The sequence below is a fragment of the Thalassolituus sp. UBA675 genome (genome assembly GCF_002297765.1).
Taxonomy (GTDB): Bacteria; Pseudomonadota; Gammaproteobacteria; order Pseudomonadales; family Oceanobacteraceae; genus Thalassolituus.
Window position 1 is genome coordinate 1 of sequence record NZ_DBNJ01000017.1, and the last position, 26,250, is coordinate 26,250.

Annotated in this window: 29 protein-coding genes; 15 read left to right on the forward strand and 14 right to left on the reverse strand. The window is 51.8% G+C overall.

Annotation, left to right across the window (positions count from 1 at the left end):
• Positions 1-400: 400 nt before the first annotated feature.
• Positions 401-1,063, forward strand: coding sequence for a 7-cyano-7-deazaguanine synthase QueC (gene queC, locus B3007_RS07330; protein WP_301378928.1), 663 nt, complete (start codon positions 401-403; stop codon positions 1,061-1,063).
• On the forward strand, positions 1,063-1,767 hold the full coding sequence (gene queE / locus B3007_RS07335) for a 7-carboxy-7-deazaguanine synthase (RefSeq protein WP_297532906.1): 705 nt from the start codon (positions 1,063-1,065) through the stop codon (positions 1,765-1,767). The genes queC and queE overlap by 1 nt, the downstream gene beginning before the upstream one ends.
• Positions 1,768-1,779: 12 nt before the next feature.
• Here queE and B3007_RS07340 read toward each other — a convergent pair whose 3' ends face one another.
• Together B3007_RS07340 and hdfR are read right to left on the reverse strand one after the other, a co-directional pair.
• On the reverse strand, positions 1,780-2,754 hold the full coding sequence (locus B3007_RS07340; protein ID WP_301378925.1) for an alcohol dehydrogenase catalytic domain-containing protein: 975 nt from the start codon (positions 2,752-2,754) through the stop codon (positions 1,780-1,782).
• Positions 2,747-3,598 (reverse strand): HTH-type transcriptional regulator HdfR, encoded by an 852-nt coding sequence (gene hdfR / locus B3007_RS07345; RefSeq protein WP_301378924.1) that lies wholly within the window; start codon positions 3,596-3,598, stop codon positions 2,747-2,749. Before hdfR ends, B3007_RS07340 begins: the two co-directional genes overlap by 8 nt.
• A gap of 132 nt (positions 3,599-3,730) precedes the next feature.
• On the opposite strand from hdfR, the gene maoP reads away from it, so the two are divergent.
• From maoP to argF, 5 genes are all read left to right on the forward strand, one after another.
• Positions 3,731-4,075: a DUF413 domain-containing protein gene (maoP, locus tag B3007_RS07350; RefSeq protein ID WP_076514898.1), complete on the forward strand. Its 345-nt coding sequence runs from the start codon at positions 3,731-3,733 to the stop codon at positions 4,073-4,075.
• Positions 4,050-4,475, forward strand: a complete 426-nt coding sequence (locus B3007_RS07355) for an ATP-dependent zinc protease (RefSeq protein WP_068440268.1) — start codon at positions 4,050-4,052, stop codon at positions 4,473-4,475. Before maoP ends, B3007_RS07355 begins: the two co-directional genes overlap by 26 nt.
• Before the next feature lie 59 nt (positions 4,476-4,534).
• Positions 4,535-5,440 (forward strand): 30S ribosomal protein S6--L-glutamate ligase, encoded by a 906-nt coding sequence (rimK, locus tag B3007_RS07360; RefSeq protein WP_068440265.1) that lies wholly within the window; start codon positions 4,535-4,537, stop codon positions 5,438-5,440.
• A gap of 115 nt (positions 5,441-5,555) precedes the next feature.
• Positions 5,556-6,725 carry an aspartate aminotransferase family protein gene (locus B3007_RS07365; RefSeq protein WP_301378921.1) on the forward strand — a complete coding sequence of 390 codons (1,170 nt, stop codon included), beginning with the start codon at positions 5,556-5,558 and terminating at the stop codon, positions 6,723-6,725.
• A complete protein-coding gene (gene argF, locus B3007_RS07370) occupies positions 6,709-7,653 on the forward strand; it encodes an ornithine carbamoyltransferase (protein WP_297532904.1) in 945 nt (314 codons plus the stop codon). Before B3007_RS07365 ends, argF begins: the two co-directional genes overlap by 17 nt.
• Before the next feature lie 18 nt (positions 7,654-7,671).
• Here argF and B3007_RS07375 read toward each other — a convergent pair whose 3' ends face one another.
• Together B3007_RS07375 and glpK are read right to left on the reverse strand one after the other, a co-directional pair.
• Complete coding sequence (locus tag B3007_RS07375) at positions 7,672-8,760, reverse strand: GGDEF domain-containing protein (protein ID WP_297532903.1); 1,089 nt, start codon at positions 8,758-8,760, stop codon at positions 7,672-7,674.
• 120 nt (positions 8,761-8,880) lie between these two features.
• Positions 8,881-10,359, reverse strand: coding sequence for a glycerol kinase GlpK (gene glpK, locus B3007_RS07380; protein WP_297532902.1), 1,479 nt, complete (start codon positions 10,357-10,359; stop codon positions 8,881-8,883).
• A 142-nt stretch (positions 10,360-10,501) separates the two neighbouring features.
• Here glpK and B3007_RS07385 point away from each other — a divergent pair, with 142 nt between their 5' ends.
• Positions 10,502-11,422 (forward strand): LysR family transcriptional regulator, encoded by a 921-nt coding sequence (locus tag B3007_RS07385; RefSeq protein WP_301378918.1) that lies wholly within the window; start codon positions 10,502-10,504, stop codon positions 11,420-11,422.
• 240 nt (positions 11,423-11,662) lie between these two features.
• Here the strand turns inward: B3007_RS07385 and B3007_RS07390 are convergent, their stop codons facing one another.
• Together B3007_RS07390 and B3007_RS07395 are read right to left on the reverse strand one after the other, a co-directional pair.
• Positions 11,663-13,180 (reverse strand): ATP-binding protein, encoded by a 1,518-nt coding sequence (locus B3007_RS07390; RefSeq protein ID WP_297532898.1) that lies wholly within the window; start codon positions 13,178-13,180, stop codon positions 11,663-11,665.
• Positions 13,181-13,247: 67 nt separating this feature from the next.
• Entirely contained in the window at positions 13,248-13,988 is a 741-nt protein-coding gene (locus B3007_RS07395; protein WP_068440255.1) for a response regulator, read from the reverse strand.
• A 461-nt stretch (positions 13,989-14,449) separates the two neighbouring features.
• On the opposite strand from B3007_RS07395, the gene nrdA reads away from it, so the two are divergent.
• The 4 genes from nrdA (at position 14,450) to bcp (ending at position 18,990) form a co-directional block, all read left to right on the forward strand.
• Entirely contained in the window at positions 14,450-16,729 is a 2,280-nt protein-coding gene (gene nrdA / locus B3007_RS07400; protein WP_301378916.1) for a class 1a ribonucleoside-diphosphate reductase subunit alpha, read from the forward strand.
• 56 nt (positions 16,730-16,785) lie between these two features.
• The gene (gene nrdB / locus B3007_RS07405; protein ID WP_068440251.1) at positions 16,786-17,916 is read left to right on the forward strand and encodes a class Ia ribonucleoside-diphosphate reductase subunit beta; all 1,131 of its coding nucleotides are present in this window, start codon (positions 16,786-16,788) and stop codon (positions 17,914-17,916) included.
• An 11-nt stretch (positions 17,917-17,927) separates the two neighbouring features.
• Positions 17,928-18,440, forward strand: coding sequence for a class I ribonucleotide reductase maintenance protein YfaE (gene yfaE / locus B3007_RS07410; protein WP_297532895.1), 513 nt, complete (start codon positions 17,928-17,930; stop codon positions 18,438-18,440).
• A 76-nt stretch (positions 18,441-18,516) separates the two neighbouring features.
• Positions 18,517-18,990: a thioredoxin-dependent thiol peroxidase gene (gene bcp, locus B3007_RS07415; protein WP_068440249.1), complete on the forward strand. Its 474-nt coding sequence runs from the start codon at positions 18,517-18,519 to the stop codon at positions 18,988-18,990.
• Positions 18,991-19,004: 14 nt separating this feature from the next.
• Here bcp and B3007_RS07420 read toward each other — a convergent pair whose 3' ends face one another.
• Positions 19,005-20,015 carry an AraC family transcriptional regulator gene (locus tag B3007_RS07420; protein WP_068440247.1) on the reverse strand — a complete coding sequence of 337 codons (1,011 nt, stop codon included), beginning with the start codon at positions 20,013-20,015 and terminating at the stop codon, positions 19,005-19,007.
• Between the two features lie 95 nt (positions 20,016-20,110).
• On the opposite strand from B3007_RS07420, the gene B3007_RS07425 reads away from it, so the two are divergent.
• The 3 genes from B3007_RS07425 to B3007_RS07435 all read left to right on the forward strand — a co-directional run bounded on the left by B3007_RS07425 (position 20,111) and on the right by B3007_RS07435 (position 21,493).
• Positions 20,111-20,587: a DUF962 domain-containing protein gene (locus B3007_RS07425; protein ID WP_068438338.1), complete on the forward strand. Its 477-nt coding sequence runs from the start codon at positions 20,111-20,113 to the stop codon at positions 20,585-20,587.
• Between the two features lie 116 nt (positions 20,588-20,703).
• Positions 20,704-21,054, forward strand: a complete 351-nt coding sequence (locus tag B3007_RS07430; protein ID WP_068438334.1) for a hypothetical protein — start codon at positions 20,704-20,706, stop codon at positions 21,052-21,054.
• Between the two features lie 64 nt (positions 21,055-21,118).
• Positions 21,119-21,493 carry an MAPEG family protein gene (locus tag B3007_RS07435; protein ID WP_068438495.1) on the forward strand — a complete coding sequence of 125 codons (375 nt, stop codon included), beginning with the start codon at positions 21,119-21,121 and terminating at the stop codon, positions 21,491-21,493.
• 54 nt (positions 21,494-21,547) lie between these two features.
• Here B3007_RS07435 and B3007_RS07440 read toward each other — a convergent pair whose 3' ends face one another.
• The 7 genes from B3007_RS07440 to B3007_RS07470 all read right to left on the reverse strand — a co-directional run bounded on the left by B3007_RS07440 (position 21,548) and on the right by B3007_RS07470 (position 26,241).
• The gene (locus B3007_RS07440; protein WP_068438491.1) at positions 21,548-21,796 is read right to left on the reverse strand and encodes a hypothetical protein; all 249 of its coding nucleotides are present in this window, start codon (positions 21,794-21,796) and stop codon (positions 21,548-21,550) included.
• Positions 21,797-21,962: 166 nt separating this feature from the next.
• Positions 21,963-22,340, reverse strand: a complete 378-nt coding sequence (locus B3007_RS07445) for a DUF2802 domain-containing protein (RefSeq protein WP_068440245.1) — start codon at positions 22,338-22,340, stop codon at positions 21,963-21,965.
• 9 nt (positions 22,341-22,349) lie between these two features.
• A complete protein-coding gene (locus tag B3007_RS07450) occupies positions 22,350-22,829 on the reverse strand; it encodes a chemotaxis protein CheW (protein ID WP_068440243.1) in 480 nt (159 codons plus the stop codon).
• 175 nt (positions 22,830-23,004) lie between these two features.
• Positions 23,005-23,868: a chemotaxis protein CheW gene (locus B3007_RS07455; protein ID WP_301378913.1), complete on the reverse strand. Its 864-nt coding sequence runs from the start codon at positions 23,866-23,868 to the stop codon at positions 23,005-23,007.
• The gene (locus B3007_RS07460) at positions 23,861-24,157 is read right to left on the reverse strand and encodes a hypothetical protein (RefSeq protein WP_301392218.1); all 297 of its coding nucleotides are present in this window, start codon (positions 24,155-24,157) and stop codon (positions 23,861-23,863) included. The genes B3007_RS07455 and B3007_RS07460 overlap by 8 nt, the downstream gene beginning before the upstream one ends.
• 25 nt (positions 24,158-24,182) lie before the next feature.
• A complete protein-coding gene (locus B3007_RS07465; protein WP_301378909.1) occupies positions 24,183-24,956 on the reverse strand; it encodes a ParA family protein in 774 nt (257 codons plus the stop codon).
• A gap of 232 nt (positions 24,957-25,188) precedes the next feature.
• Positions 25,189-26,241, reverse strand: coding sequence for a protein-glutamate methylesterase/protein-glutamine glutaminase (locus B3007_RS07470; RefSeq protein WP_301378908.1), 1,053 nt, complete (start codon positions 26,239-26,241; stop codon positions 25,189-25,191).
• Positions 26,242-26,250 lie beyond the last annotated feature (9 nt).

Genomic DNA, 26,250 nt, shown 5'->3' on the forward strand with positions numbered 1-26,250 from the left:
AACCTCTTAATTTTTGACATCCGACCCGAACAACTCAGCGTCCCGATCAGTGCGAAGCATTCTACCAGAGAACCCTTCGCTGTCAACCGTTAATTTTCAAAAAATCTTTTAAAATCAACAGGTTGCAAACCTTAAACCAGATCACTCCGAGGAGGTCTCCGTCGGATCAGGCGGCGCATTCTACAGTCTTTTCAGACTTGGTCAACACCTTTTTTTCGACCCGTTTTCCTGTTCGTTTCAGCGCTGTGCTGGGTAACGATCAAGAGCGGCGCATTATAGAGATGCGGCGATTTGGGTCAACTACTTTCTGTAATAAATTTTAAGTAGTTACGCATACGCGTATACTCCCGCCTGCTCGACCCAGAATGTGTTGTACCTATATATAGAAGAGAGTCTTGTGATGGCAGAGAAGGCAGTCGTAATTTATTCCGGTGGCATGGATTCGTTCACCATACTCAACCGCGCTAAGAATGAAGGCTTTGATCTGTATGCTCTTACCTTTGACTATGGGCAGCGCCACAGCAAAGAGATTCAGTTCGCCAAGCGGGTCTGCGATGAACTGGAGATCAGCCATAAGATCATCGACATTACTGCTATTAACCAGCTATTACAAAGTTCGTCTCTGACGTCAGACATTGAAATCCCTGAAGGGCACTACGAAGCCGCCAACATGAAGTCTACTGTGGTACCAAACCGCAATATGATCCTTCTCTCTCTCGCGATTGGTTATGCGGTAGATATAGGCGCCAACAAGGTCTTCTATGGCGCCCACTCGGGGGATCACGCCATCTACCCCGACTGCCGGCCAGACTTTGTCCATGCGATGAACCGGGTTGCCAAGCTGGCCAACTACGAGCCCGTCGATATCGTCACGCCTTATCTTAATAGTGACAAGACCGAAATTCTTGCCGACGGACTTAAGATGGGACTGGATTATGGCAAGACCTGGACCTGCTACAACGGTCGCGACAAAGCCTGTGGCAAATGCGGCTCATGCACTGAGCGTCTTGAAGCATTTGCTGCTAATAGCGCCACCGACCCTATTGCCTACGAGTCGGCGTGATGGCAAAGAATACCTACCGCGTTAAAGAGGTCTTCTACACATTACAAGGGGAAGGCGCTCAAGCCGGACGCCCTGCTGTTTTCTGCCGTTTCTCTAAATGCAATTTGTGGAATGGCCGCGAGGACAGCCGTACTGCCGCTGTCTGTAAGTTCTGTGATACCGACTTTATCGGTACCGACGGACACCTGGGTGGTGAGTATTCTGCAAGTGAACTGGTAACAATCATTGCATCGCAGTGGCCAGGAGAGACCTCAGGAAATTCAGTTCAGGGAAAGCCCTATGTCGTCTGTACCGGTGGCGAGCCAGCGCTCCAGCTTGATTCAGCGCTTGTCGATGAGCTGCATAAGGCAGGGTTTGAGGTTGCCATCGAAACCAACGGCACCCTGCCGTTACCGGACGGTATTGATTGGATATGCCTTAGCCCGAAAGGCGACTCTGAACTTGCCGTCATCAACTGCGACGAACTGAAACTGGTATACCCACAAGCAGATGCTCCACCAGAACGCTTTGATTACATCGTCGCTGAGCATTGCTACCTGCAACCAATGGCAGACTTCGAGCCTGTAGTGATCGCCAGCGACAAGCTTGAAGGGGCAAAAGAAGGTCTATCTGTTTCCAACACCCGAAAAGCCGTGGATTACTGCATGAAGCACCCAAAATGGAAGCTCAGCTTGCAGACCCACAAACTGCTCGGAATAGAATAAGGCCACTCAGCGTCACAGGGTAAAAGCGACCTTCGTTTTCAGCTCACCGGCTTCGTAGCGCCGGTGAACGTCTGCAACCGCACTCGCCGATTGCACCTCCGTTTCAGGCACCGAGATGCGCCCAGCATCGACTTCTTTCGCTAACCAGCTGAGAAAGCGGCCATGAGTCGCTCTGCCCTTACCACTCAGTAAAGGTAACAACATAAACACCGCATGAATGCTCAAGGCTTTAGCATGCGCTTGAGTCAGGTCGTAAGTATTACGAGCATTGATGGTTGCAACCTGACCGCCCGGAGCACAGGCATGTAGCGCTGTCTGAAAGCTCTCACCACCGAAGGTATCGAGCACCTTATCGAACTTGCCTGCATGTTCAGCCGCCTCTCCGTGCGACATTGCAGTCACATTAAACGAGGCGATCTGATCGCGGCGGATGTCATCCCCGGCAGTGGCCGTAACAGCAACACCACGAAGCTTAGCGAGTTGCAGAGCCATCTGGCCGACGCCACCAGATCCTCCCATAATCAGACAGGATTCATCTTCCTGTAAGTGCAGGCGTTCAATCGCTTCAAAGGCCGTGATCGACACCAAGGGAAGAACCGCTGCCTGCTCAGCTTTAACAGAGTGAGGAGCCAATGCCATCAGGTCAGCATCGACCACGATGTAACGACACAGCGTCCCGCTACTGCCTTTCACTCCACCCGCACAGCCATAAACGATATCGCCTTCAGAGAAGCCGGTAACCTGCTCACCAACAGCAATGACCTCACCGGCGAGGTCACAACCGACCACATGATTATCCGAGGCAATTGGCGCCAGTCCGGCGCGGATTTTAGTGTCGATCGGGTTAAACCCCGAAGCTATGACCCTGACCAGTAGTCCGCCAGGAGAAACCTGCGGCATATCAAGTGAGGTTTGCTCCAGAACTGTGGGGGCGCCTGTTTCAGCGAAATGCCAGCCGCTGTTACTCTGCTGTGCGGTATTACTCATGGTGGCCGCTCCCCAATAGCTGGCTGATGATGTCGCCTATGAGCTCATCATCTTTACGGGTACTCAGGTAACTCGCGAATACCTGACGCGTCATTTCAGGAACATCGGATACTTCATGCAGCTCACCACTTTCAAGGTAAGGTGCAACCATAGTCGCAGGTAAGTAACCGGCACCACCGTGCATCAGGATGCTGTCGAGGGCAATACGGCCAGTATTGGTTTTGAGCACCGGCGCCGCCATACCTTTAAACTCCTGAGCGTGCTGAATACGGAATGACGTTCCCCAATCGACCATCACGTAACCGAGCTCGGCGGCCTGGTTCCATTCAGAGCACTTTTCAGAAGCGACCATGACCAGAGGAACAGACATAACTTCACGGGTCACCAGTTCATCGGCTTTCGGGGCGTCAAACACTAACGCCAGATCTAACGACCGTTCAAGGATCTGTCTTACCAGCGCGCTACTGCTGTGCGCCATTGCGCTGACCGCCATACCAGGCCTTCGCAACAAAGCCGGGAGCTTCTGTTGCAGCACCGCGTCCCATAAGTTTGGGGTAGCGCCAAGCGCGAACTGATAATGACGGTCATCTGCAATTGCTACTTCGTGGCGAATGCGCTGCTCGAGAAGCACACTACTTTCAGCCAGAGGGATGAGTTTCTCGCCTGCAGGCGTCAACTGGATGTTGTTTCGCTGTCGGGAAAACAACTCAACACCCAAAAGGCCTTCGAGCTGGCGAATGCGGAAACTCACCGCAGACTGGGTCAGATAGAGGTTTTCAGCCGCACGACCAAAGTGCCGGGTGCGTGAGACTTCCATAAATGTTTTAAGTAGATCCGTATCCATTTCAACCAGAAAACTTTCACGTAACGAGAAGATTTTTTCGTTTTACCACAGACACGCCCCTGACCATACTCCGCCCAACACAAAAGACCGATTTCTTTTGTGATCGACAACTTTGATGATGGCAGGTGCTTTATGAGTCAAATTCAAGCGAAAAGCTTTGAAACTTCAAAGAAATTCTTTGACGATGCTAACTTTCCACGTGGTTTTCAGCGCTCAGGTGACTTTACGCGCCAGCAGGCTGACATCCTCGAGAATATGGGCGATGCTCTGAAGTCGCTGCACGAAGGAACACGCGAAGCGGCGACCGATGAAGAAGTCCGCTTTGTTGACTTCTGCCAGCAGAAACTTGAGCCTATTAACGCGGTTGAACGCGCATGGGCCGCCTATTGCAAAGCGCTTGCTCGCAAGCAGATTTATTTTACAGCCTCCTCCTCAGCATCGGAGGCAGACTATGAGAACACGGAAACAGATGACTGATCATGTACTCGGCTTCATCGAAGCTGTAGAACTCCCGGACCTTGGCATCGGCTGCGACGCCAAGGTGGATACCGGCGCTGCTACCAGTAGCCTTCATGCTGACCATATTGAAGAGTTCAGACGCGATGGCGAACTCTGGGTGCGGTTTCACGTAAAGTTTAATAAACAGTCAGCCCGGATTGATCAAACGTGCGAAGCGCCGGTCGTCGAGCAGCGTGTGATCACCAGTTCGAACGGGCATAGCTCACAGCGTTATATTATCGGTACAGAAATGAACGTAGGTGGCCTGAGCTTTAAAACTGAAATCAGCCTCAGTCACCGCGGCAGTATGAAGTACCCTATGTTGATAGGCCGAAAGGCTATCAAAGGCCGCTTTCTTGTGGATGTCAGTCGCGGCTGAGCGAAGCATCTTATCTATTAATTTTTTCAGTCGTTGCTATGACCCATCAGGAACCCGTTATGAAAATTGCCATACTGTCACGCAGTGCCAGCCTCTACTCAACCCGACGTCTGATTGAGGCAGCCGAGGCCCGCGGACATGAAGTGCATGTACTGGATACGCTGCATTGCTATATGAACATCAACAGCGTTGACCCCAAAATGCACTATAAAGGTGAGCAATTAGAGGGCTTTGATGCTGTCATCCCTCGTATTGGCGCATCAATCACGTTCTACGGTACGGCGGTACTGCGTCAATTTGAAATGATGGGTGTGTATCCACTGAATGAATCCGTAGCCATCAGCCGCTCACGGGATAAGCTGCGTTCCATGCAGCTGATGTCGCGCAAAGGTATCGGCATGCCAGTGACCGGCTTTGCCCACAGCCCGGATGATATTCCTGACCTGATCCAGATGGTCGGTGGCGCTCCTCTTGTGATCAAGCTTCTGGAGGGAACTCAGGGTATTGGTGTGGTACTGGCTGAGACGAAGAAAGCAGCGGAAAGTGTGATCGAAGCCTTCCTGGGCCTCAAAGCCAACATTATGGTTCAGGAATACATTAAAGAAGCGTCTGGTGCTGACATTCGATGCCTCGTCGTCGGCGACAAAGTTGTTGCTTCTATGAAACGTCAGGCTGCCGAAGGTGAATTCCGCTCGAATCTGCACCGAGGTGGTACGGCAACGGTTGTACGAATCACCCCTGAAGAACGGGCCACCGCAGTGCGTGCCGCCAAAACCATGGGGCTTAACGTCGCGGGTGTCGATATCCTGCGTTCAAACCATGGGCCGGTTGTGATGGAAGTGAACTCATCACCGGGCATTGAAGGCATTGAGTCTTCTACCGGTATTGATGTCGCCACTAAAATCGTGATGCATATTGAGAAACATGCGCGCGCGCACAACACCAAAACAAAGGGCAAGGGGTAAGCGTTTACAAACAGCATCCCCTCTCGTATAGTTCGAATGCGCCTAATTAAAACCGGGCGCGGTATTTATCTGGGCAGCCATGGCTGCCCTTTTGCGTTCTGAGGAAGAAACACATATGCACGCCATTATGAATACCTATGGCCGTTTACCCGTCACCTTTACCCACGGTAAAGGCTGCTGGTTGTACGACACAGAAGGCCGTAAGTATCTGGACGCCCTGACCGGTATCGCTGTTTGTGGTCTGGGTCATGCGCACCCGGCCGTAACCGCCGCGATTCAGGAGCAGGCGGGCCAGCTCGTTCATACATCAAATCTGTACGGCATCGGCCGACAGCAGGAACTGGCTGAAAACCTGACCCGTATTTCGGGAATGGATAATGTGTTCTTCTCTAATTCAGGCGCAGAAGCCAACGAAGCCGCCATCAAAATTGCGAGAAAATACGGCCATCAGAAAGGCATTTCAGAGCCTGTCATCGTGGTGATGACCAAAGCTTTCCACGGTCGTACCATGGCAACACTGACGGCTACCGGCAACGCGAAAGCGCAGGAAGGTTTCGGTCCTCTGCTGAATGGTTTCGTACGTGTCCCATATATGGATGCCGATGCCATCCGTGCAGTCGTTCGCGCAAACCCGAATATCGTCGCGGTTATGCTGGAACCTGTTCAGGGTGAAGGTGGCCTGGCAACGGCCGGCGAAGATTACATTAAAGCTGTGCGTGATATCTGCGACCAGAATGACCTGCTGATGCTGGTTGATGAAATTCAGACCGGCAACGGACGTACTGGCAGCTACTTCTGCTACCAACAATTCGGCATCACTCCGGATGTTGTTACCACAGCCAAAGGGCTCGGCAATGGCGTACCTATTGGTGCCTGTCTCGCCCGGGGCAAAGCAGCCGAAGTACTGCAACCCGGAAGCCATGGGTCCACCTACGGTGGAAACCCACTGGCATGCGCCGCCGCAAATGCGGTAGTAACGACCATAGAAAATGAAAAGTTGGCTGAGAACGCAGCTCATATGGGTAACTACCTCGCCAGTGCTTTCAACGTGCGTTTACAGGACAACCCTCTGTTTTCCGAAATCCGGGGACGTGGCTTAATGATGGGTATTGCCCTGACAAAAGACTGCACCGAATTAATGGCAAAGGGCACCCAAAAAGGCCTTCTGCTGAACGTTACCTCAGGCAATGTTATTCGTCTTCTACCACCACTGACACTGACAGAAGAAGAAGCAGACCTGATCGTAGAGGGAGTTATGGAGCTGATCCATGAACTCAATGAATGACCCAATGGAAAAGACAGTGAGACACTTTCTGACGCTCTCGGACACCTCTCCGGATGAGCTCAACTGGATAATTGAACGGGCTATCGAGCTCAAAAAGAAGCAGCGAGCAGGAGAAATCTACGAGCCGCTGAAGAACAGAGTACTGGGGATGATCTTCGAGAAATCATCCACCCGTACCCGAGTATCTTTTGAAGCTGGCATGAGCCAGCTCGGTGGCAGCGCGATCTTCCTGTCGCCACGCGATACCCAGTTAGGTCGTGGCGAGCCCGTCGAAGACTCTGCACGTGTACTCTCGCGTATGGTTGATGTTGTCATGATCCGTACTTTTGATCATGACATTATCGAACGCTTCGCTGCCTACTCTTCTGTACCCGTCATCAACGCCCTGACAGACGATTTTCACCCCTGTCAGCTGCTCGCCGACATGCAGACCTATGTTGAGCATCGCGGTTCTATCGCGGGCAAAACAGTGGCCTGGATTGGCGATGGTAATAATATGTGCCACTCCTACATCAAGGCGGCGGTACAATTCGGATTCAATCTGCGTATTGCCACGCCAGAAGGCTTCGAACCTGATGCCCGCATCGTCAGCGAAGGCGGTGACCGTATTCAGCTGTTCAAAACCCCTGAAGAAGCTGTCGCAGGCGCGAACCTCGTCGTGACTGACGTGTGGGCGTCAATGGGTCAGGAAGAAGAGCAGGAAGAACGCATTCGCAAATTCCAGGCATTTCAGGTTTCTCCTGCTTTGCTGGACAAAGCAGCGAGCGACGTGATTTTCATGCATTGTTTGCCCGCGCACCGCGGTGAAGAAGTGACTGATGAAGTCATGGAAGATCCGCGTGCAGTGGTCTGGGATGAAGCTGAGAATCGCCTTCACGCCCAGAAAGCACTGCTGGAGTTCCTACTCTGCCAGGAAGAAGAGGACTGAGGCTGTCCTCTGTGGCGCTCAGTGCAGTGACAACTGCTGAGCGCCTTCCAGATAGACCTGATTACGGCCAAGGCGCTTCGCCTCATAGAGCATCCGGTCAGCCCGGTTAAGGACATCCTCAGAAGCCTCATCCGGATGATACTCGGCACCGCCGATCGATACCCGCTGTTCCAGATCCACCTCAGAAAATCTGTGATTCTCGACCGAAACACGTATCCGCTCCAGAACGCCGGAAGCAGCTTCAAGATTCAGCCCTGACAGCAGCAGAACAAACTCTTCTCCGCCGTAGCGAGCAGCGAGATCAATTTCCCGGACAGATACACGAAGCAGATGGGCGAGTTCAGCAAGTACCTGATCTCCGATCCTGTGACCGTATTCATCATTGACGCGTTTGAAATAATCAATATCGATGAAGGCCACAACAAACGGGATCTCTTGGCGGATAGACAGAGCCCTCTGCTTTTCGAGAGTCTTGAGCAGATAACGCCGGTTATTCAGCCCCGTCAGTTCATCTGTGACCGCCAGTTCTTCGATACGGGCCAGCGCGCGCCGTAGCTCGGAATTTTTCTCGCCGTAGGCTTTCCTCAGAATAAAGAACTCGCGACCGATAAATGCATATACAAGCAGGCTCGTCATCAAAGCGACGCCGATAACCACTTCAAATTCTGGAACAAGCAGTTCACTGGCGCTGTAGTGGGTAGAAAAAATGACTAACGAATAACTAACAACAGTGAACAGAGAAATACCAACGAATCCCCGTCCCGAAAGGCGGAATACACCAAAAGGCATTATGTTGAGATAACCCAGAATCATGATTCCGCGCAGTTCAGGGGCCAGAATCATTAGCCCAGACATGTAAAGAATCACGAGCGCCATCACTGGCATTGTCATACTGGGATCGGAAGTCTCCATTGCTCTGCCCGAGTAAATGTACCAGGCAGTAATTCCATGGACGACAAGATAGAAAAATACCATGGTGCCGAACCAAGCGTTCGGCGACGCGCCGTACTGAATACCAAAGCCGACGTAGTAAAGAATGCTGAATAGAAGAACACCCGCTGCAGCCAGGCTGTGCCGGCGTAAAATGTCCTTTCTTAGCTGCCCCATAAAGGCTTCCCAAAGTATCTTGTCTGTCAGAATAATGGGTGACGGCGCCCCCCGCCAGAGCCTTTTACATAAGGACAACAATTCCGGTCCGATTCCATCCTGATTTCCGTTATAACCACGTCATGCTGGGCGGCACAAGCGTCCTACAGCATCTTTCCAGCCATCGTACAGTTTGTCCCTTTTCACTTTAGAGATTTTTGGCACAAAGACCCGCTCCGTCTGCCACAAACCTGCGACTTCATCCAGGCTCTGGTAGACCCCGGACTGAATCCCCGCGAGATACGCGACACCCAATGCAGTTGTCTCGGTAATCTGGGGCCTTGTGACCCGTACCCCGAGCACATCGCACAAAAACTGAACCAACCAATCATTCTTCACCATACCGCCATCTACTCTGAGTTCAGCGGCTCTGGCACCATCGCCTTCCATCGCAGAAAGCAGATCACGGGTCTGGTAACAGACCGCCTGCAACCCAGCAGTAACCAACTCTTTGATTCCACTATCCCGACTGAGACCGAAAATGGCGCCCCGCGCATCCGGATCCCAGTATGGCGCTCCCAGGCCTGCGAATGCAGGAACCATATAGACTGGATTTTCGTAACCCGTTTTCTCTGCCAGAGACTGACTCTCCCTGGCGTCCTTAATCAGCTGCAAGCCATCCCGGATCCACTGAATCGTCGCACCTGCCATAAAGATCGACCCCTCGAGAGCATAGGTCGTTTCGCCGTTGATCCTATAGGCGATTGTCGTCAGCAGGCGATGCTTGGATGTCACCGCCTCACGCCCAGTATTCAGCACCATAAAGCAGCCAGTCCCGTAGGTGCTCTTGATCATCCCCTCAGAAAAGCAACCCTGACCGATCAAAGCAGCCTGCTGATCACCGGCCACGCCGCCAATCTGAACCGCTCCACCTAACCAGCCGCTCAGAGTTTTGCCAAAGTCTGATGCGCTGTCCTGAACCTCAGGAAGCAGTGGCGCTGGGATATCAAACAAGGACAGCAGATCGGCATCCCAGCACTCTTCATGGATGTTATAGAGCATGGTGCGACAGGCATTGGTTGCGTCCGTTAAGTGAGAGCGCCCGCCTGTCAGCTGCCAGATCAACCAGGTATCGACCGTGCCAAACGCCAGCTCACCCGCTTCAGCGCGCGCTCTGGCCCCCTCAACGTTGTCCAGTATCCAGCGGATTTTGGTGGCCGAAAAATAAGGATCCAGCAAAAGTCCGGTGCGCGCTGATATCTCATTTTTCTGGCCTTCCCACTGACGACAAAGATCCGCGGTTCGTCTGTCTTGCCAGACAATAGCAGGATACACAGGTTCGCCAGTCTGCCTGTCCCAGATCAGCGTTGTCTCCCGTTGATTAGTAATACCAATCGAAACAATATCAGAGGCTTTAGCACCCACTTGCTTAAGAACATCGCGCGCGCACTTCAGAGAGGTTTGCCAAAGATCTGAAGGCGCATGCTCGACCCAACCTGGGTTCGGAAAATGCTGTTCAAATTCTTCCTGTGACTGCGCAATCACTTCACCCGACAGCCCAAATAATATGGCGCGACTACTGGTTGTGCCCTGATCAAAGCTAAGCAGATACTTCGACATACAGTGAGATCCAATCTGACTAAAACTCCAGACTAACTGCTCCACGAAATCGCTTCCAGATATGTCAGTAAAAATGCGGCATATATGAATAAATTAATAGATAGCGCTAAACTGTCATGAAATATTCTCAAGAATGATCTCTATGCTTGATATACGCCATCTGAAAACGCTCATTGCTCTGAGAGACAGCGGGAGTCTCGTCGATGCTGCCCGGCGCCTGCATCTCACTCAGTCGGCCCTGTCGCATCAACTCAAAGATCTTGAGTCGCGTCTTAATACCCGTTTGTTCGAACGGAAATCACGCCCAATCCGTTTCACACGGGCGGGCCTTGAGGTACTGCAACTCGCTGATAACGTCTTACCTATGATTCAACGCACAGAACAAACGCTGAAGAAGATTGAAGCGGGGCATGATGGACGACTCCACATGGCGATCGAATGTCACAGTTGTTTTGAGTGGTTAATGCCAGCCATCAATCAGTTCCGCGATCACTGGCCCGACGTCGAGATTGATCTCACAACCAGTTTCCATTTTCAGCCACTTGAAGCACTCAGGCGAGGCGACATTGATCTGGTGATTACGTCAGACCCCGCAGACGATCCCGTGGTCACGCACATCCCGCTGTTCAGATACCAGTCGGTTCTTGCAATCGCTAACCAACACCCCCTGGCCCAATACGAGTGGATCAGTCCGGAGCACCTGAGCGAGGAAACCCTGATCCACTATCCCGTTGACCGCCGGCGCCTGGATATTTTTGAACGTTTTCTTGAACCCCATGGCATTGAGCCTTCAGCAACGCGGGAAACCGAATTAACGCTGATGATGATTCAGCTCGTCGCCAGCGGCCGTGGCGTCGCCTGCCTGCCGAACTGGGCGCTTCAGACCTACCTTGATGCAGGTTTGATATCCGTACGGCCGTTAGGTAAAGCTGGAGTCTGGCCTGTGCTATATGCAGCCATCCGAAAAGAGCAATCCGGAACTCAGTATCTCAAGGACTTCATCGAGACCGCTGCAGAAAGCTCATTTGCGACATTGAAAGGAATAGTTCAACCGGAAAGCTGATGTAACAAAACCGGCCCAAAAAAAAGGGCCTCGACAAAGGAGGCCCAACAAAGCGACACAGTGTGTCGCAACATTCTCACCACGTCTCCAAAGGATACGTGCGCTTATAGTGACCTGTATGAAGCAAGTAATCTATAGCTGGAAGGTGACTATTTGTAACGTTATGTTACAAGTGTCTGGAAACGTACCGACTCACGGCTCTATTTTGTCCTGCATTGCAAGTCGTGGCCAATAACATTGTCAGTCTGTGTGAACGCGCGGCCAGATTAAACTGAAACGCGCACCACCAAGCTCATCACTGCGCCCCACCATCGCGCGCCCGCCATGCCAGTACATAATCCGGCGCACAATCGATAATCCTAGGCCATAACCGCCAGAAGCGCGGGTCCGGCTGTCATCCAGGCGAGCGAACGCGCTGAAAACACGATCCCAGTCCTCCTCCGGAATTCCAGGGCCATCATCTTCGACATCTACACGACAGATATCGTCCGCTACGCTGCATCGCACTTTGACGCGCCCTTTAGCATAACGCCCTGCATTACCGACCAGGTTCTGAATAGCCCGGTGCACGTACCTCGGTTCAACCTCAGAGAACGGGAAACCCTCTGGACCACTGCCCTCAAACGAAACAGCAACATGCTCGGGTGGCCGGGCTTCGCCGACCACCTGCTTAGCGACCTCGGCAACGTTGATCTTCTGAAAATCAAGAATCGGGCCGCCCTCTTCAAGACGTGCATAGGTCAGAATTTCATCAATCAGCTCATCCAGCTCCTGAATATCGGCATCCATACCAGCGAGCTGCTTTGATACAAAAGGGTCATCCATTACCGAATCTTCGATAATCTGAGCCCCGAAACGAATACGGGCAACAGGTGTGCGAAGTTCATGCGACACAGCGCGTACCATTTCACGCTGAATTGAGATCAGACGCTGAATATGTTCAGCCATCTTATTGAAGGAATGACCAAGGCGACCAACAGCATCTTCACCAGAAGTGCTCACTCGCGCATTCAGGTGTCCCTGAGACAGACGACTGGTCGCCTGTTCAAGTTTTCGCAGACGCGTTTCAAAGGTGTTAACCACCCAATAAACGCCAAGGCCAATCAGTAAAACACCGATAGTGCCAATAACGAAAACAGCTCTGAAAGAATATGGATTGAATTTTTCAACCGGACCGAGACGGACCACCTGCTCAGCCCCAGGGATTTGTATGTAAGCATCCGCACCGGCACCATCGACGGCAAGCTGCACCAATACATCACCATACTGCATACGTGCAAGATCGGTTGCCGATATTTCCAGATCGGCGATATTCACCACGGACAGAGGGTAACCGAAGTGGCTCTGCACATCCGCCAGGAAGCTATCGATTGCCTCTCCGCTGCGTTGCCATAGTTCGACTAACAGGCGAGCGGTGGCCCTGACCTGAAGCTCAGAAAGCTTATTAAAGTCGACATACAACCACTGTCCATCAGGCATCATGCTGCGCATAGAGGCTGTTTTGCCATCCGGCGAAACAGTAACGATGACCTGGCCACGCAGTAAGCGCGAGCGCTCATACTCATCCTCTGGCCCATCATCTTCAGGACGAATCGCAATAGACGCATCAAACGCCGCTTCAAGACGCGGCAACGCCCCCTCATCCGATGCGAGGCGCTCACCGATCAGATACAGACTGCCGCGGGAGACTTCTTCGTAGAACTGTGCAGAACGCACTAGGTTAACGAGCTGCAAGGCGGCTGAGCACAGTACTGCCACCGCCAGAAGAGCACCAAGGAGCCCGAAATATACCCGAATAAAAATAGCCGTTTACTCCTGTAACGGGTCAGAGCTCTTTGACGAACAGATAGCCTTTGCTACGTACCGTCTTAATACGCTTAGGGTTCATTGGATCATCACCCACCTTCGGACGAATCCGCGAGACACGCACATCGATGGAACGATCCTGGCCGTCATATTCAATGCCACGTAACTGGTTAAAAATTTCTTCACGGGTCAGAACCCGTCCGGCGTTACTACTGAGCAGCCACAACAGATCAAATTCGGCACTGGTCAGGTCGATACTCTCACCTTCCAGCCAGGCTTCACGCATCGAACTGTCGACAACCAGGTTACCGAACGTCAGACGCGATGATGAGCTGCCTTCTTCTTCCACTTCCTCTACGCCGTCGCCAACGCGGCGCAACAGCGCGCGAATACGGGCCAGAAGAACACGTGGGCGGACAGGCTTAGCGACGTAATCGTCAGCACCCATTTCAAGACCCAGAACCTGGTCAAGGTCTTCAGTCCGTGCCGTTAACATCAGAATCGGCCCTTTATAATGCGGGCGAACAATACGACACACTGCCAGGCCGTCTTCGCCTGGCAACATCAGATCCAGCACGACCAGATCAGGCTGCTCCGACTTGATACGGTCAATAGCACGGCTACCATCGCCCTCTACTGTCACAATCAGGCCATTGCTTTCCAGGTAATCCTTGGTCAGGGCAGCGAGTCGCTCATCGTCCTCAACGATCAGGATTCGCCAGTTTTCCTCGGGGCTCTGTGTATTTTCGTGCTTTAACATGAAGACCTACCATTCCTAACAATCGAATGTTCCACTCTGGGAACCTGTGCTCAGCTGAAACAGCCACAGCAACGCCACTATCTTAACTATAGATAACTTTAGACGCTGTTACGCTTTGTTGCACAGTAACAGTCGACATTTATATCAGAACGGCCGTTTTAGCACTCAGAAAAGTCGCCCATCAGGCGGTGACTGGGCTGGCGTCGCTTACCCCCTTCATGTCCACCACATACGCACAACTTATCCACAATACGAGCTGTCCAATAGTGCCGAAACAACACAAGATATGGGGTTGAATTCACCCACTGGGCGCATTATCTTGTGGCGAAGTAAAAAACCTACATGACGTCAGAGACTTAGCGCGCTTCCGCAGTTAAAACAACCGGAATGTCAAGCATTAAGACACCGGCGCCGTCAGGGAAAGATGGAGTAGATTCCCCTTGAATACAGGCACAGAAAACATGAACGCTACCCTCAGAGTCACCAAACGCGACGGCAGTCAGGAACCGATTGATCTCGATAAGATCCACAAAGTTGTCACCTGGGCTGCAGAAGGGCTGGAGAAGGTATCTGTGTCAGAAGTTGAGCTGCGTGCTCATCTTCAGTTTTTCGATGGCATCCAGACCTCAGAAATTCATGAAACCCTGATCAAAGCCGCGGCCGACCTGATTTCAGAAGAAGCCCCTGATTACCAGTATCTGGCCGCTCGCCTGAACATTTTCCACCTGCGTAAGAAATCCTACGGCCGCTTTGAGCCACCAGCGCTCCTTGATCATGTGAAAGCGATGGTTGAAGGCGAGCGTTACGACAAGCATTTGCTTGAGGACTACACCGAAGAAGAATTCGCGGCGATGGACGCATTCATCGATCATTCACGCGACATGAACTTCAGCTACGCCGCAGTAAAGCAGCTTGAAGGGAAATACCTTGTCCAGAACCGTGTAACGGGCAAAGTCTACGAAAGTGCTCAGTTCCTGTATGTCCTGATCGCTGCATGTCTGTTCTCGTCGTACGATAAAGAGCGCCGTCTCGACTACATCAAGCGTTTTTACGATGCCGTCTCTACGTTCAAGCTTTCTTTGCCGACACCTATCATGGCCGGTGTGCGCACCCCGACCCGTCAGTTCAGCTCGTGTGTACTGATCGAAGCCGGCGACAGTCTGGATTCCATCAACGCAACAGCCGGTGCCATCGTTAAGTACGTTTCACAACGTGCGGGTATTGGCATCAATGGCGGGCGCATCCGTGCACTTGGCAGCCCGATCCGTGGCGGCGAAGCATTTCACACCGGTTGTATTCCGTTCTACAAGCACTTCCAGACGGCAGTTAAGTCTTGTTCTCAAGGTGGTGTGCGTGGCGGAGCAGCGACTCTGTTCTACCCGATCTGGCATTACGAGGTTGAGAACCTGCTGGTTCTGAAGAATAACCGCGGCGTTGAAGAAAACCGCGTGCGTCACCTCGATTACGGCGTTCAACTGAACAAGCTGATGTACGAACGCATGATCAAGAATGGCAACATCACCCTGTTTTCACCGAGTGATGTTCCTGGGCTTTACGACGCCTTCTTTGAGGACCAGGAACTGTTTGAGCAGCTCTACACCAAGTACGAAGCTGATGACAGCATCCGCAAAAAGACCATCAAGGCGGTCGACCTTTTCTCAATGATGATGCAGGAACGTGCAAGTACCGGCCGTATCTACATTCAGAATGTGGACCACTGTAATACCCACAGCCCGTTCAATCCGAAGAAAGCGCCAGTGCGTCAGTCAAATCTCTGTCTCGAGATTGCACTGCCAACCAAGCCGCTGAACGACATTAACGACGAGAGTGGCGAAATCGCCCTGTGTACTCTCGCCGCGTTTAACCTGGGCAAGATCGACGACCTGAACGAACTTGAAGATCTTTCTGATCTTATCGTGCGTGCGCTCGACAGCCTGCTCAGCTATCAGGACTATCCAGTACCTGCAGCTCAGCGCGCCAGCCTTGCACGCCGCACTCTGGGTGTTGGCGTGATTAACTTCGCCTACTTCTTAGCGAAGAATGGTGTTAAGTACTCAGACGGTTCAGCCAACGGCCTGACTCATCGCGCCTTTGAAGCGATTCAATACTGGTTGCTGCGCGCATCGAACCAGCTGGCGAAAGAGCAAGGCGCGTGTGAAGCGTTCAGCGACACGACTTATGCTCAGGGGATTCTCCCAATCGACTCTTACAAGAAAGATGTCGACAAGTTCTGTGAAGAACCTCTTCAGTACGACTGGGAAACACTGCGCAAAGACATCGTCGATACCGGCCTGCGTAACTCAACACTGACAGCCCTGATGCCATCCGAAACATCATCGCAGATCAGTAACGCGACCAACGGTATTGAGCCGCCACGTGGTTACATCAGCGTTAAGCAGAGCAAAGACGGTATCCTCAAGCAGGTTGTGCCTGATTATGAGAACCTGAAGAAAAACTACGAACTCCTGTGGCAGATCCCGGACAACCAGGGTTATCTGCAGCTGGTCGGTATCATGCAGAAGTTTGTCGACCAGGCGATCTCGGCGAATACAAACTATGACCCGTCCCGCTTCCCAGGCAACAAAGTACCGATGCAGCAACTGCTGAAAGACCTGCTGACCGCATACCGTAACGGTGTGAAAACACTGTACTACCACAACACCCGTGACGGTATGGAAGACCCGCAGAAAGAAGCTGTACAGGAAGACGGCGATTGCGCCGGTGGTGCGTGTAAAATCTGATTTATTAAGGGGCGCGGCTATGGGGCTGCGCCCATAGCACGAGACTAAAACAGCGAATGGCTTACACAACTTTTAACCGTAACGAGTTTGATACTTTTGAGCAGCCGATGTTTTTCGGCGAGCCCGTCAACGTTGCACGTTACGACCAGCAGAAGCATAAGATCTTTGAAAACCTGATCGAAAAGCAGCTGTCCTTTTTCTGGCGCCCGGAAGAAGTCGACCTGACCAACGATCGCAAAGATTTTATGGATCTTCCGGAGCACGAGAAGCATATCTTCGTCTCTAATCTGAAGTATCAGACACTGCTGGATTCCGTTCAGGGCCGTTCTCCAAACGTCGCTTTACTGCCTGTGGTCTCTCTGCCAGAACTCGAAACCTGGATTGAAACCTGGTCTTTCAGTGAGACTATCCACAGCCGATCTTACACGCACATCGTGCGGAATATTGTCCCGAATCCGGCTGTTGTCTTCGATGACATCACCAAAAACGAATACATCGTCCGCCGTGCAATTTCGGTAACCAAGTACTACGACGACTTTATCGAACTGAGTAACTACTATCAGCAGCTCGGCGAAGGCAAGCACACAGTGAATGGTGAAACCATTGATGTGAACCTGCACGAGCTGAAGCGCCGTTTGTACCTGACAATGGTTTCGGTGAACGTACTCGAAGCGATTCGTTTCTATGTCAGCTTTGCCTGCTCATTCGCGTTTGCCGAACGTGCGAAAATGGAAGGCAACGCGAAAATCATTAAATTGATCGCACGTGATGAGGCCCTGCACCTGACCGGTACTCAGCACATGCTGCAAATCATGGCGCGCGGTAAAGACGATGCCGAGTTCGCACAAATCGCTGAAGAGTGCCGCGATGACGTCATTGGCATCTTCCACGAAGCAGCCGAGCAGGAAAAGGAATGGGCCGACTACCTGTTTAAAGACGGTTCAATGATCGGTCTGAACAAAGACATCCTGAGCCAGTACGTTGAATACATTACCAACCAGCGTATCGGCGCTCTCGGCTTCGACCCGATCTTTGAAGTGCGTAACAACCCACTCCCGTGGATCAACGCCTGGCTGAACAGTGATAACGTTCAGGTGGCACCACAGGAAGCTGAAATCAGCTCTTACCTGGTAGGTGCGATTGACAGTGAAGTTGATACTGCAGACTTCGGTGACTTTGACCTGTAATCCCTGATTCCATGACCAACGCACGCAGGGCGGCCCGTATCGGCCGCCGTCGCTGGGCCAGTTCGAGAACATTTTATTCTGACGCCCAGACCGAAATGGAACTGACCGGTGGCAGCACCACTCAGCTGGAAATGGATCTGGGCGAACTGCCCCTTCCCGCCACTACCAGATCGCTCCCCAAAGAAGATACCGTACTCGAGCAGGGTGACCTGTTTGATCTGCTCGCAGAATCTCCTGAGCCAACGCCGCAGACCATCTTTGAAGGCATGGAAAAACCTATCTTTGAAGTGGCATTCGCGGACGGTCGTAACGCACGTTTCCAGCACGCAAACACCTTGCTGGAATCTCTCGAAGCTCAGGATATTCATATCGAATATCAATGCCGCGAAGGCTACTGTGGCAGTTGCCGGGTGCGCTTAGTTGAAGGCGATGTTCACTATATTGAAGAGCCTATGGCATGGATTGATGATGATGAAATTCTGCCCTGCTGCTGTATACCGAAGTCGGCCCTGAAACTTCAATAGTTCAGAGTCTTGCATTCAATCGCCGCCTTCCGGTAGCCTTTATAAATTCTTATACACTTTTTATACAGAGGACACTATGGCACTCGACTTCCCAGAACTGGGTCAACCAGCTCCAGACTTCACCACCCTGAATCAACGCGAAGAAGAGGTTGCCCTCAGCGACCTTAAAGGTAAAAAAGTCGTACTCTATTTTTACCCGAAAGCTATGACACCAGGCTGTACCGTTCAGGCTTGTGGTCTGCGCGATACCCAGAAAGAGCTGGACGACCGTAATGTGGTTGTTCTGGGTCTTAGCCCGGACGCTCCGAAGCGCCTGCAGAAGTTCATTGATCGCGATGAGCTGAATTTCGACCTGCTTTCAGATGAAGATCACGCCATCGCTGAGAAGTACGGCGTGTGGGCCATGAAAAAGTTTATGGGGCGCGAGTTTATGGGCGTTCATCGTATTACCTTCATCATTGATGAAGACGGCAAGCTCGTCCACATCATGGAAAAAGTCAAAACTAAAACCCATCACGACGACCTGATCGCAGCGTTGGATGCTCTGTAATTTCAAAACAGAAGTCAGTCACTACGACGATACTGCAGGGGAGTCATCCCCTGCCAGCGTTTAAACGCTTTGCTGAAGGCGCTGCCGTCGGCAAAGCCCAGCAGAGCACTGATGTCGGCAATCGGTACGTCTGTTCCCCTAAGCAACTGCGTCGCCCGACGCTCACGTTCGGCATCCAGTAACTGTTGAAAATTGGTTCCGGCTTCAACGAGGCGACGCTGTAGCGTACTGACGCTCATATATAAGCGTGAGGCAACTTCCTCACGGTCAGTGGCAAGATGCACAGCCTCCTGTAGGCAACGCTCCACTCGGATTCTCACTTCAGGTTGCTGAATTCGCTTTAACTGGGCATCCAGCAATTGCTGATGCATACCGGCGAGTGCTGGTTCACCACCAGGCAGTGGCTTCTGAAACCATGCAACGTCGTAGACCAGGGCATGTTTATCTGCTCCGAATTCCGGAATACAACCGTAAGCACGTTCGTATTCTTCAACCTCCGCCTCGTCGACGGTAAAACCCAGCAGCACTTTGACCGGCGGTACCGGGCGGCAGTAAAGCCACTCGCCGAACTTCTTGAGTAACAGGAGTACGGTGTCTATCTGATCACGACTGAACGACCTGTCGCCCGGCAGATAGATCACATGCATCTGGCCGTTATCCTGATTGAGAGAAAAACGTCCGCCTTCACTGATGACCGACGAATAACGCTCTGCCATGCCTAATGCCTCCAGCAAACTCCGGCTATGCATCAGGTTCATCGCCAATAGAGGAAAATGCAGTGGCGTAAGGTACTCGCCTAACCGCAGGCCTAACGGCTGATCTGTCGCTGCTGCGGCGGCTTTCCAGAACAACAGAGTGCGCTCCAGATCAATACGCGCGTCAGGCTCTGACAATTCGCCCGGCATAATACGCGCTTCCTGCAATACGCTATCCGCAGAAATGCCCAGAGAGCGAAAGCCCTGAAGTAGAACGGTCAGCCAGTGCGCCGACACACGTAACTGCGATGATTTCCTTTCTGTCGTCATAATGATTGCTTAGAACAAACCTCTGACCTGCAATGACAAGATAAAACCCGAGGGCTGACGTAGACTGAGCATAATAACAACAAACGGAGACTGCGATGAGCCGTAAAACTGTTGACCAATGGTTCGCTGAGTATGGTGAAAGCCATCAGAACCCACTGAACAAACTGATCCACTGGTTCTGTGTACCCCTGATCTATCTGGTGATTTTTGCCCTGTTATGGGAAATTCCGCAGCCTGACTGGCTGGCAGCTATACCACTGGTTAACTGGGCAGTCCTGGGCGCAGTGGTCACTATGACTTTCTATGTAAGACTGTCTAAACCACTGGCAAAAGGACTTGGAGTATTTACCCTGCTTTGCCTTCTGTTTCCGGTCGTCTATGAACAAATGACAGACACACCGCTCTGGCTGACCAGTGTTATTGCCTTTGTGATTCTCTGGATTATGCAGTTCGTCGGGCACCACATAGAGGGTAAAAAACCGTCGTTTTTCAAAGACATTCAGTTCTTACTGATTGGCCCCGCCTGGGTGGTCGGTTTTCTCTATGATCGCCTGGGTATCAGCTATCGCTAAACTGACTAATGCGACATGCGGGCGCTCCGGCCTGCATGTGCCATTGGCCACCTGAGAGAGATCCGTTAAGGTCGGTGAACTGGAATCATAACCACTTCACATCAGGGACAGCCATCGTGCACTTTTCACTCCGTGCCTCTGCAGGCTTTTCAACCTTGCAGACCACTGCCGGTATTATAATCAGCGGTGTACTCACAGGTACTGCTCTTCACTATTTCCCCGACATCCTTGATCAGGCTGATAGAGAAGTCACCCGCTATGCTGCGTCTGCTGAATCTGTTCATCAGGAAATCTGGACAGCCTACGAGGAGATACAGGGCATAAACGCCAAACCTCGACGGGAATCGGTGCGACACGGCTTCTCTGCCGCAAATGACCTTGTCGCTTCTCCACTCGGTGGCTACTGTTTTGACCCGGAAGCGCCTGAAGACAGTCTTCAGGATTGCCCTGTCGCGGCTTCAGACTAAGGCTTGCTAATACATAGAGAGCACGCCCGTTGAGAGCCAATTTTTATCAGAACAAGGAAATACTATGACTCTCGCCTACTGGTGCGTGCTGGCAGCCGCACTGATGCCATTCCTTTTTACAGGTATCGCTAAATTCAGCGGTGGACGTTACAACAACTACTCGCCGCGCGAGTTTCTTGAAAAACAGGAAGGTTTCCGCAAACGTGCCCACTGGGCTCAGCTGAATAGCTTCGAAGCGTTCCCGATGTTCGCTGCTGCCGTGATCATTGCTCACCTGACCGGTGCAGAACAAGATTACATCAATACTCTGGCGATTGCGTTTATTGGTATCCGTATCGTGTACGGTGCAATGTATCTGGCAAATCTGGCTGCATTACGCACACTCGTGTGGGCCGCTGGTCTGGCCTGCGTGATCGCTCTGTTCGCAGCGGGCGCATAAGAGCAAGGGGGCAGTACCTGACTGTTCAGAGACTGATAAGCAAGCAGTCGACAGTTATGCAGTCAGGTGGTGACCCCGGAGTTTGTAGCAATACGATGGGTTGCAGTAGATGACGATCTGACGGCCCTTGTCAGGCGTCTCAATCATATACAGGTCATTGAATCCCGGAGTGTGCTCAGAAAACATCGTGTTCTTCAGGACCTGTGCGTGCCATTGAACCGATCTGTCATACTCGTGTACAGCAGGTTGATCCGTCACAGCTACAAGTGCCACAGCCATGATCGTCGATAGCAGGTATTTCATCGATACCCCTCCTCGCTGACGCTAACACCTTTCTGTTCATCAAAAAGGCAGTATCAGTAAGTATAGAAGAGCTTTCTGAGGCGGCGTGGCCTTTCACGTTGAGATTCGTAACCGGTTCACATATTAAATGTGAAAATCCGCTGAAGTGTTAGCGAGGTCTCAACCATCAGGCGCTTGCACTCTGCCGCATAGATACAAGCAATTCGGCTTCTGCTCTCGCCACTCCGAGGGAGTCGATAAGATCATCCGCTGACGCGCCCATACCGGCAAGACGGGAGGCCTGTTCAAAACGTGCATCTGGGGCTGCTGCGGGACGCTTGTCTGCCGCTGCCGCTTTCGCCTCCACCTGCTTCATCCGACGGCCGAGACCAATTGCACTTTTGCTGATGGCCTCCTGCCCCTGCTGCAGCTGGAGGATTTTGTCCTCCAGCTGCTGTGTCTCCCTGCTTTGCTGTTTACGCAGCGCGACGATAAATCCTGCCGCTGCCAGCAAAACAGTGAAATTTCCGATGAGTAACCAATGAACCAGCGTCAGTGTTAGCATGACAGACCCCTATAGACCGTGAAGTTCTGTCCACTCCTCATCTGTCATCAGTTTTTCAAGATCCACCAGAATAAGAAGTTCATCGTTCTTATGGCAGACACCCTGAATAAACTTGGCGCTTTCTTCATTGCCGACATTCGGAGTGGTTTCGATTTCTGACTGACGTAGATAAACCACCTCAGCCACCGCATCCACGAGAATGCCCACGACCTGATTCTCTGCCTCGATAATGACGATACGAGTCTGGTCTGTGGTGTCCGATGTCGGCAAGCCAAAACGCTGTCGGGTGTCGATCACAGTGACGACATTACCCCGCAGGTTAATGATGCCCAGTACATAAGGTGGCGCCCCGGGTACTGGTGCTATTTCGGTATAACGCAGTACTTCCTGAACCTGCATCACGTTAATACCGTAACTCTCGTTTTCAAGCCGGAAGGTTACCCATTGGAGTACCGGATCTTCCGCACTTTTAGCGGCAATTGCTGACATAAAACATCCTCGCTAAGAAAGGCCGATGCCTGACAGTGTCAAAAACACTACAAACCTTTCTTAACTATAGATCAGAGCACAAAGTGTACCAGCCGAAATGAAGGAAAATTTGTAACTTAAAAAAAGAGAGCCCAAAGCCGGGTAAAGCGCTGGTTTACAGCGGCTTTTCAGGGGTTCAGCCTTGCCTCGACTTCAAGTGAGACTCAAGAAGATCGACCAGGCTGGGTACATCCAGCAAAGCACACATCTCTGAAATGACAGTGCCCGCCAGCCAAGGGCGTTTGCTTGCGTCTCCGCGCCATTTAATTGACTCAGAAACCAGTGTAATAGTGTCGCAAATACCTTCGCAAGCGAGCGCCCAAGGCGTACGATCCAGCTGAATGAGGTATTCGTATCCAGATTCACGTAAAGATATGCCGCGCTCTGGCATAATCAATCTGGCGCTGTCGACGATCGTCAATTTGTCGGTATCGCTCTGCCATACCCCCAGAGACCAGTCGGATTGACCAAACAGTGGCGTTACTTTCATGTTTTCAGCTGGGTACACGCCCCCCAACTGGGAAAGAGGAATCGCGAGCTTTAAACCAGCAACACTGAACAACAGACACTCGACACCCTGACTCGAATCCCACAGCAACTTCTTTTTATCTTTCGTAACGGTGGCGATCTCGTCTTCTACGGTGACGCTGGTCTGTAGCTCCTGCGAAACAATATTTGCCTCTGGGGATGCCTCTTCAACCTTAACTTCTGGATCAAGGGCGTATGGGTCCCAGTCCTGAATTTCATCTGTGACTACCTCCGGCTGAAGCGAAAGTGACGCTTCTTCCATCAGCGTCCCGGTAATCTCCGATGTATCGACATCGTTCACCACCACAGGCTCTGTTGCAGCTGCTGTTTCAGTCACCACAGATACTTCTGTAGCGACAATCAGAAGTTGGTCGAGATAGTTCTGGAGAACACCATCAACCTGATTTTCTTTAGTAAGAGTACTGGCTTCCTGCGCAGTGACTTTGTCGTCCGTCAGCTGGCTTTCAGACATCGAGGACACCTGCGCAACACGACAGGACGTGAAGTTTCAGCCGGCTGGGGGGAATCGTCTGAACGACATGCAGCAACCGCAAAGCGGTAATGCGGTTGATCGCTACTGCATTAATTTTCAGCGGTGGCTTTAATGCAATAACCCGCATTCCCAAAGCAATGGTATCGGTCGCGACCGGTTTGTACTCTTCCTCAGGCGCCTGTGCCGCAGCGCCAGCGAGCAGGTCGCTGACGATGGCTTTTCTCGGGTCCTCATCGACTGTCGTCAACAGACTGTCAAAGTACCCCATCAAGACATCCGTATTCCCCGACATTTCAGCGTTTCTCTCCACTTAATTGGGCAAGCAGATGGCGATACGCCCGGACGCCACGAGTATTCGGATCTAACTGGTGGGGGAATATTCCCTCATGACTGGCATCACGCAACCGGGTATCCACTGGAATTGCTTCATCCCATAACGCTCCCTGATAGGTACGTCGCATTTCTTTAAGGCTGGTTAATGAAGCGGATGTACGCCGATCGAACAGCGTCGGAACGATTGTATATGGCAGCTCACGGTTTTGTGACTTCATGACCATTTTAAGGGTATGCACCATTCGCTCCAGACCTTTGAGCGCCAGGTGTTCAGTCTGTGTTGGGATAACCAGCTGCTGACAGGCAGCAAGAGCGTTGACTAACAGGACTCCCAGAATAGGCGGAGTATCCAGCAAGGCATAGTCATAATCATCCCAGAGCTGCGCCAGGCTCCTCGCGAGTACCAGCCCCATACCGTCCTGACCACTTACCTGCCGCTCAAGAGTGGCAAGGGAGGTTGTCGCAGGAAGCATAGAAACATTCGGCAAGCTGGTTGCCTTCAATGTATCGCGGATGTAATCCACATTGCGCCAGCGTTGCTCAAAGAATAAGTGATACAGACTTCTTTCAAGACCGTCCGGGTCCTGGCCAAAGTAACTGGTCAGAGAACCATGGGGGTCGAGGTCTACCAGAAGCACACGGTGCCCCTGGTCAGCCAACAGCCCACCCAGAGAAACTACCGATGTCGTTTTACCCACCCCACCTTTCTGATTGGATATCGACCAGATTTTCACAATAGTATTCCTCTCCGCTCAAAGCAGAATGTCTGCTTATCGCATGAATCTCAATGCCCTACCAGAAACTAAGCAAATATCATGTCAGTTTTAAAATAAACTGGTATTTACGGTCAGAAGTTCACCTGCAACGGTGGTTGTCAGGCAATGAGCTAATGAGCACAACCCAGATTATGCATAGCACAGAAAGAAGCGGCAAAAGCCTGCCGTGTGAGTGGAGTTCCAGACAGAGTCAGAGCTGACTCATGAACTTACTAACATCATTAAGCGGAAGGACACGATCAGCTAACCCTGCATTGATCACAGCCATCGGCATTCCATATATAACACAGCTCTGTTCATCCTGGGCCCACAAGTGCCCACCCGACTGCTTGAGTAACCGGGCTCCTTCACGTCCATCTGCTCCCATCCCCGTCAAGACGATGCCTAACGCCTTACTACCGTAATGTTTTGCTGCAGAAGCAAGAGCAATATCGACACTCGGCCGATAGCTTACCCGCTCGTCACTTTCCAGAATATGAATCGATCCACCGTGGCGTTTATCAACGATCAGCTGCTTGCCCCCAGGTGCAACATAAACGTGACCCGGTTTTAAAATATCACCCTCTTCTGCCTCTTTGACACTTAACGCACTGAGATTATTCAGCCGCTCAGCAAACGCTGCGGTGAACGAAGCAGGCATGTGCTGCACGATAATAATGGGCTTGTTAAATCCTGCGGGCAAACTCTTGAAAATATTCTGCAGAGCAGCAGGGCCACCGGTGGACGTACCAATGACCACCAGTTCAAGATGACGCGGCACCGGCTCGTTCGCCCCTGCCGCAGTGGGCGTCTTTTTTTGTGAAGGTTGAGATGGGGAGGTTGAAACCTGCGCGGTACCCTTCAGCTGCCCCCTCGCTACGGCAATAATTTTTTCGGCAAGTAACTTACGGATAGAGGCTGCGTTGCGGGCAATAGCATCGAAATTCTTCGGCAAAAAATCGACGGCCCCAGCGTCCAGGGCATCCAGCGTTACCCGGGCACCTTCAAAGGTCAATGATGAAAACATCAGAACTGGCACCGGGGTCGATGCCATTATTTTTCGTACTGCAGTGATGCCATCCATGACAGGCATCTCGTAATCCATGGTGATTACGTCAGGTTTCAGTTTGTCATTCAGCTCAATGGCCTGAAGCCCGTTTTCAGCTACGCCAATCACCTCAAGACGAGGATCGGCATTGATAATATCTGTCACCCGGCGGCGGAAAAAACCTGAATCATCCACCACCAGAACTTTTAAAGCCATAATACTTCC

Excerpts from the sequence above, each read along its gene's own strand:
- bcp (WP_068440249.1), top strand. The coding sequence starts at position 18,517 with ATGGCACTCGACTTCCCAGAACTGGGTCAACCAGCTCCAGACTTCACC.
- rimK (WP_068440265.1), top strand. The coding sequence starts at position 4,535 with ATGAAAATTGCCATACTGTCACGCAGTGCCAGCCTCTACTCAACCCGA.
- B3007_RS07365 (WP_301378921.1), top strand. The coding sequence starts at position 5,556 with ATGCACGCCATTATGAATACCTATGGCCGTTTACCCGTCACCTTTACC.
- B3007_RS07455 (WP_301378913.1), bottom strand. The coding sequence starts at position 23,868 with ATGTCTGAAAGCCAGCTGACGGACGACAAAGTCACTGCGCAGGAAGCC.
- B3007_RS07450 (WP_068440243.1), bottom strand. The coding sequence starts at position 22,829 with ATGTCAGCAATTGCCGCTAAAAGTGCGGAAGATCCGGTACTCCAATGG.
- maoP (WP_076514898.1), top strand. The coding sequence starts at position 3,731 with ATGAGTCAAATTCAAGCGAAAAGCTTTGAAACTTCAAAGAAATTCTTT.
- B3007_RS07385 (WP_301378918.1), top strand. The coding sequence starts at position 10,502 with ATGCTTGATATACGCCATCTGAAAACGCTCATTGCTCTGAGAGACAGC.
- B3007_RS07420 (WP_068440247.1), bottom strand. The coding sequence starts at position 20,015 with ATGACGACAGAAAGGAAATCATCGCAGTTACGTGTGTCGGCGCACTGG.
- queC (WP_301378928.1), top strand. The coding sequence starts at position 401 with ATGGCAGAGAAGGCAGTCGTAATTTATTCCGGTGGCATGGATTCGTTC.
- glpK (WP_297532902.1), bottom strand. The coding sequence starts at position 10,359 with ATGTCGAAGTATCTGCTTAGCTTTGATCAGGGCACAACCAGTAGTCGC.
- B3007_RS07395 (WP_068440255.1), bottom strand. The coding sequence starts at position 13,988 with ATGTTAAAGCACGAAAATACACAGAGCCCCGAGGAAAACTGGCGAATC.
- B3007_RS07425 (WP_068438338.1), top strand. The coding sequence starts at position 20,111 with ATGAGCCGTAAAACTGTTGACCAATGGTTCGCTGAGTATGGTGAAAGC.
- nrdB (WP_068440251.1), top strand. The coding sequence starts at position 16,786 with ATGGCTTACACAACTTTTAACCGTAACGAGTTTGATACTTTTGAGCAG.
- B3007_RS07340 (WP_301378925.1), bottom strand. The coding sequence starts at position 2,754 with ATGAGTAATACCGCACAGCAGAGTAACAGCGGCTGGCATTTCGCTGAA.
- yfaE (WP_297532895.1), top strand. The coding sequence starts at position 17,928 with ATGACCAACGCACGCAGGGCGGCCCGTATCGGCCGCCGTCGCTGGGCC.
- queE (WP_297532906.1), top strand. The coding sequence starts at position 1,063 with ATGGCAAAGAATACCTACCGCGTTAAAGAGGTCTTCTACACATTACAA.
- B3007_RS07460 (WP_301392218.1), bottom strand. The coding sequence starts at position 24,157 with ATGGGGTACTTTGACAGTCTGTTGACGACAGTCGATGAGGACCCGAGA.
- nrdA (WP_301378916.1), top strand. The coding sequence starts at position 14,450 with ATGAACGCTACCCTCAGAGTCACCAAACGCGACGGCAGTCAGGAACCG.
- B3007_RS07435 (WP_068438495.1), top strand. The coding sequence starts at position 21,119 with ATGACTCTCGCCTACTGGTGCGTGCTGGCAGCCGCACTGATGCCATTC.
- B3007_RS07470 (WP_301378908.1), bottom strand. The coding sequence starts at position 26,241 with ATGGCTTTAAAAGTTCTGGTGGTGGATGATTCAGGTTTTTTCCGCCGC.
- argF (WP_297532904.1), top strand. The coding sequence starts at position 6,709 with ATGAACTCAATGAATGACCCAATGGAAAAGACAGTGAGACACTTTCTG.
- B3007_RS07375 (WP_297532903.1), bottom strand. The coding sequence starts at position 8,760 with ATGGGGCAGCTAAGAAAGGACATTTTACGCCGGCACAGCCTGGCTGCA.
- B3007_RS07445 (WP_068440245.1), bottom strand. The coding sequence starts at position 22,340 with ATGCTAACACTGACGCTGGTTCATTGGTTACTCATCGGAAATTTCACT.
- hdfR (WP_301378924.1), bottom strand. The coding sequence starts at position 3,598 with ATGGATACGGATCTACTTAAAACATTTATGGAAGTCTCACGCACCCGG.
- B3007_RS07355 (WP_068440268.1), top strand. The coding sequence starts at position 4,050 with ATGAGAACACGGAAACAGATGACTGATCATGTACTCGGCTTCATCGAA.
- B3007_RS07440 (WP_068438491.1), bottom strand. The coding sequence starts at position 21,796 with ATGAAATACCTGCTATCGACGATCATGGCTGTGGCACTTGTAGCTGTG.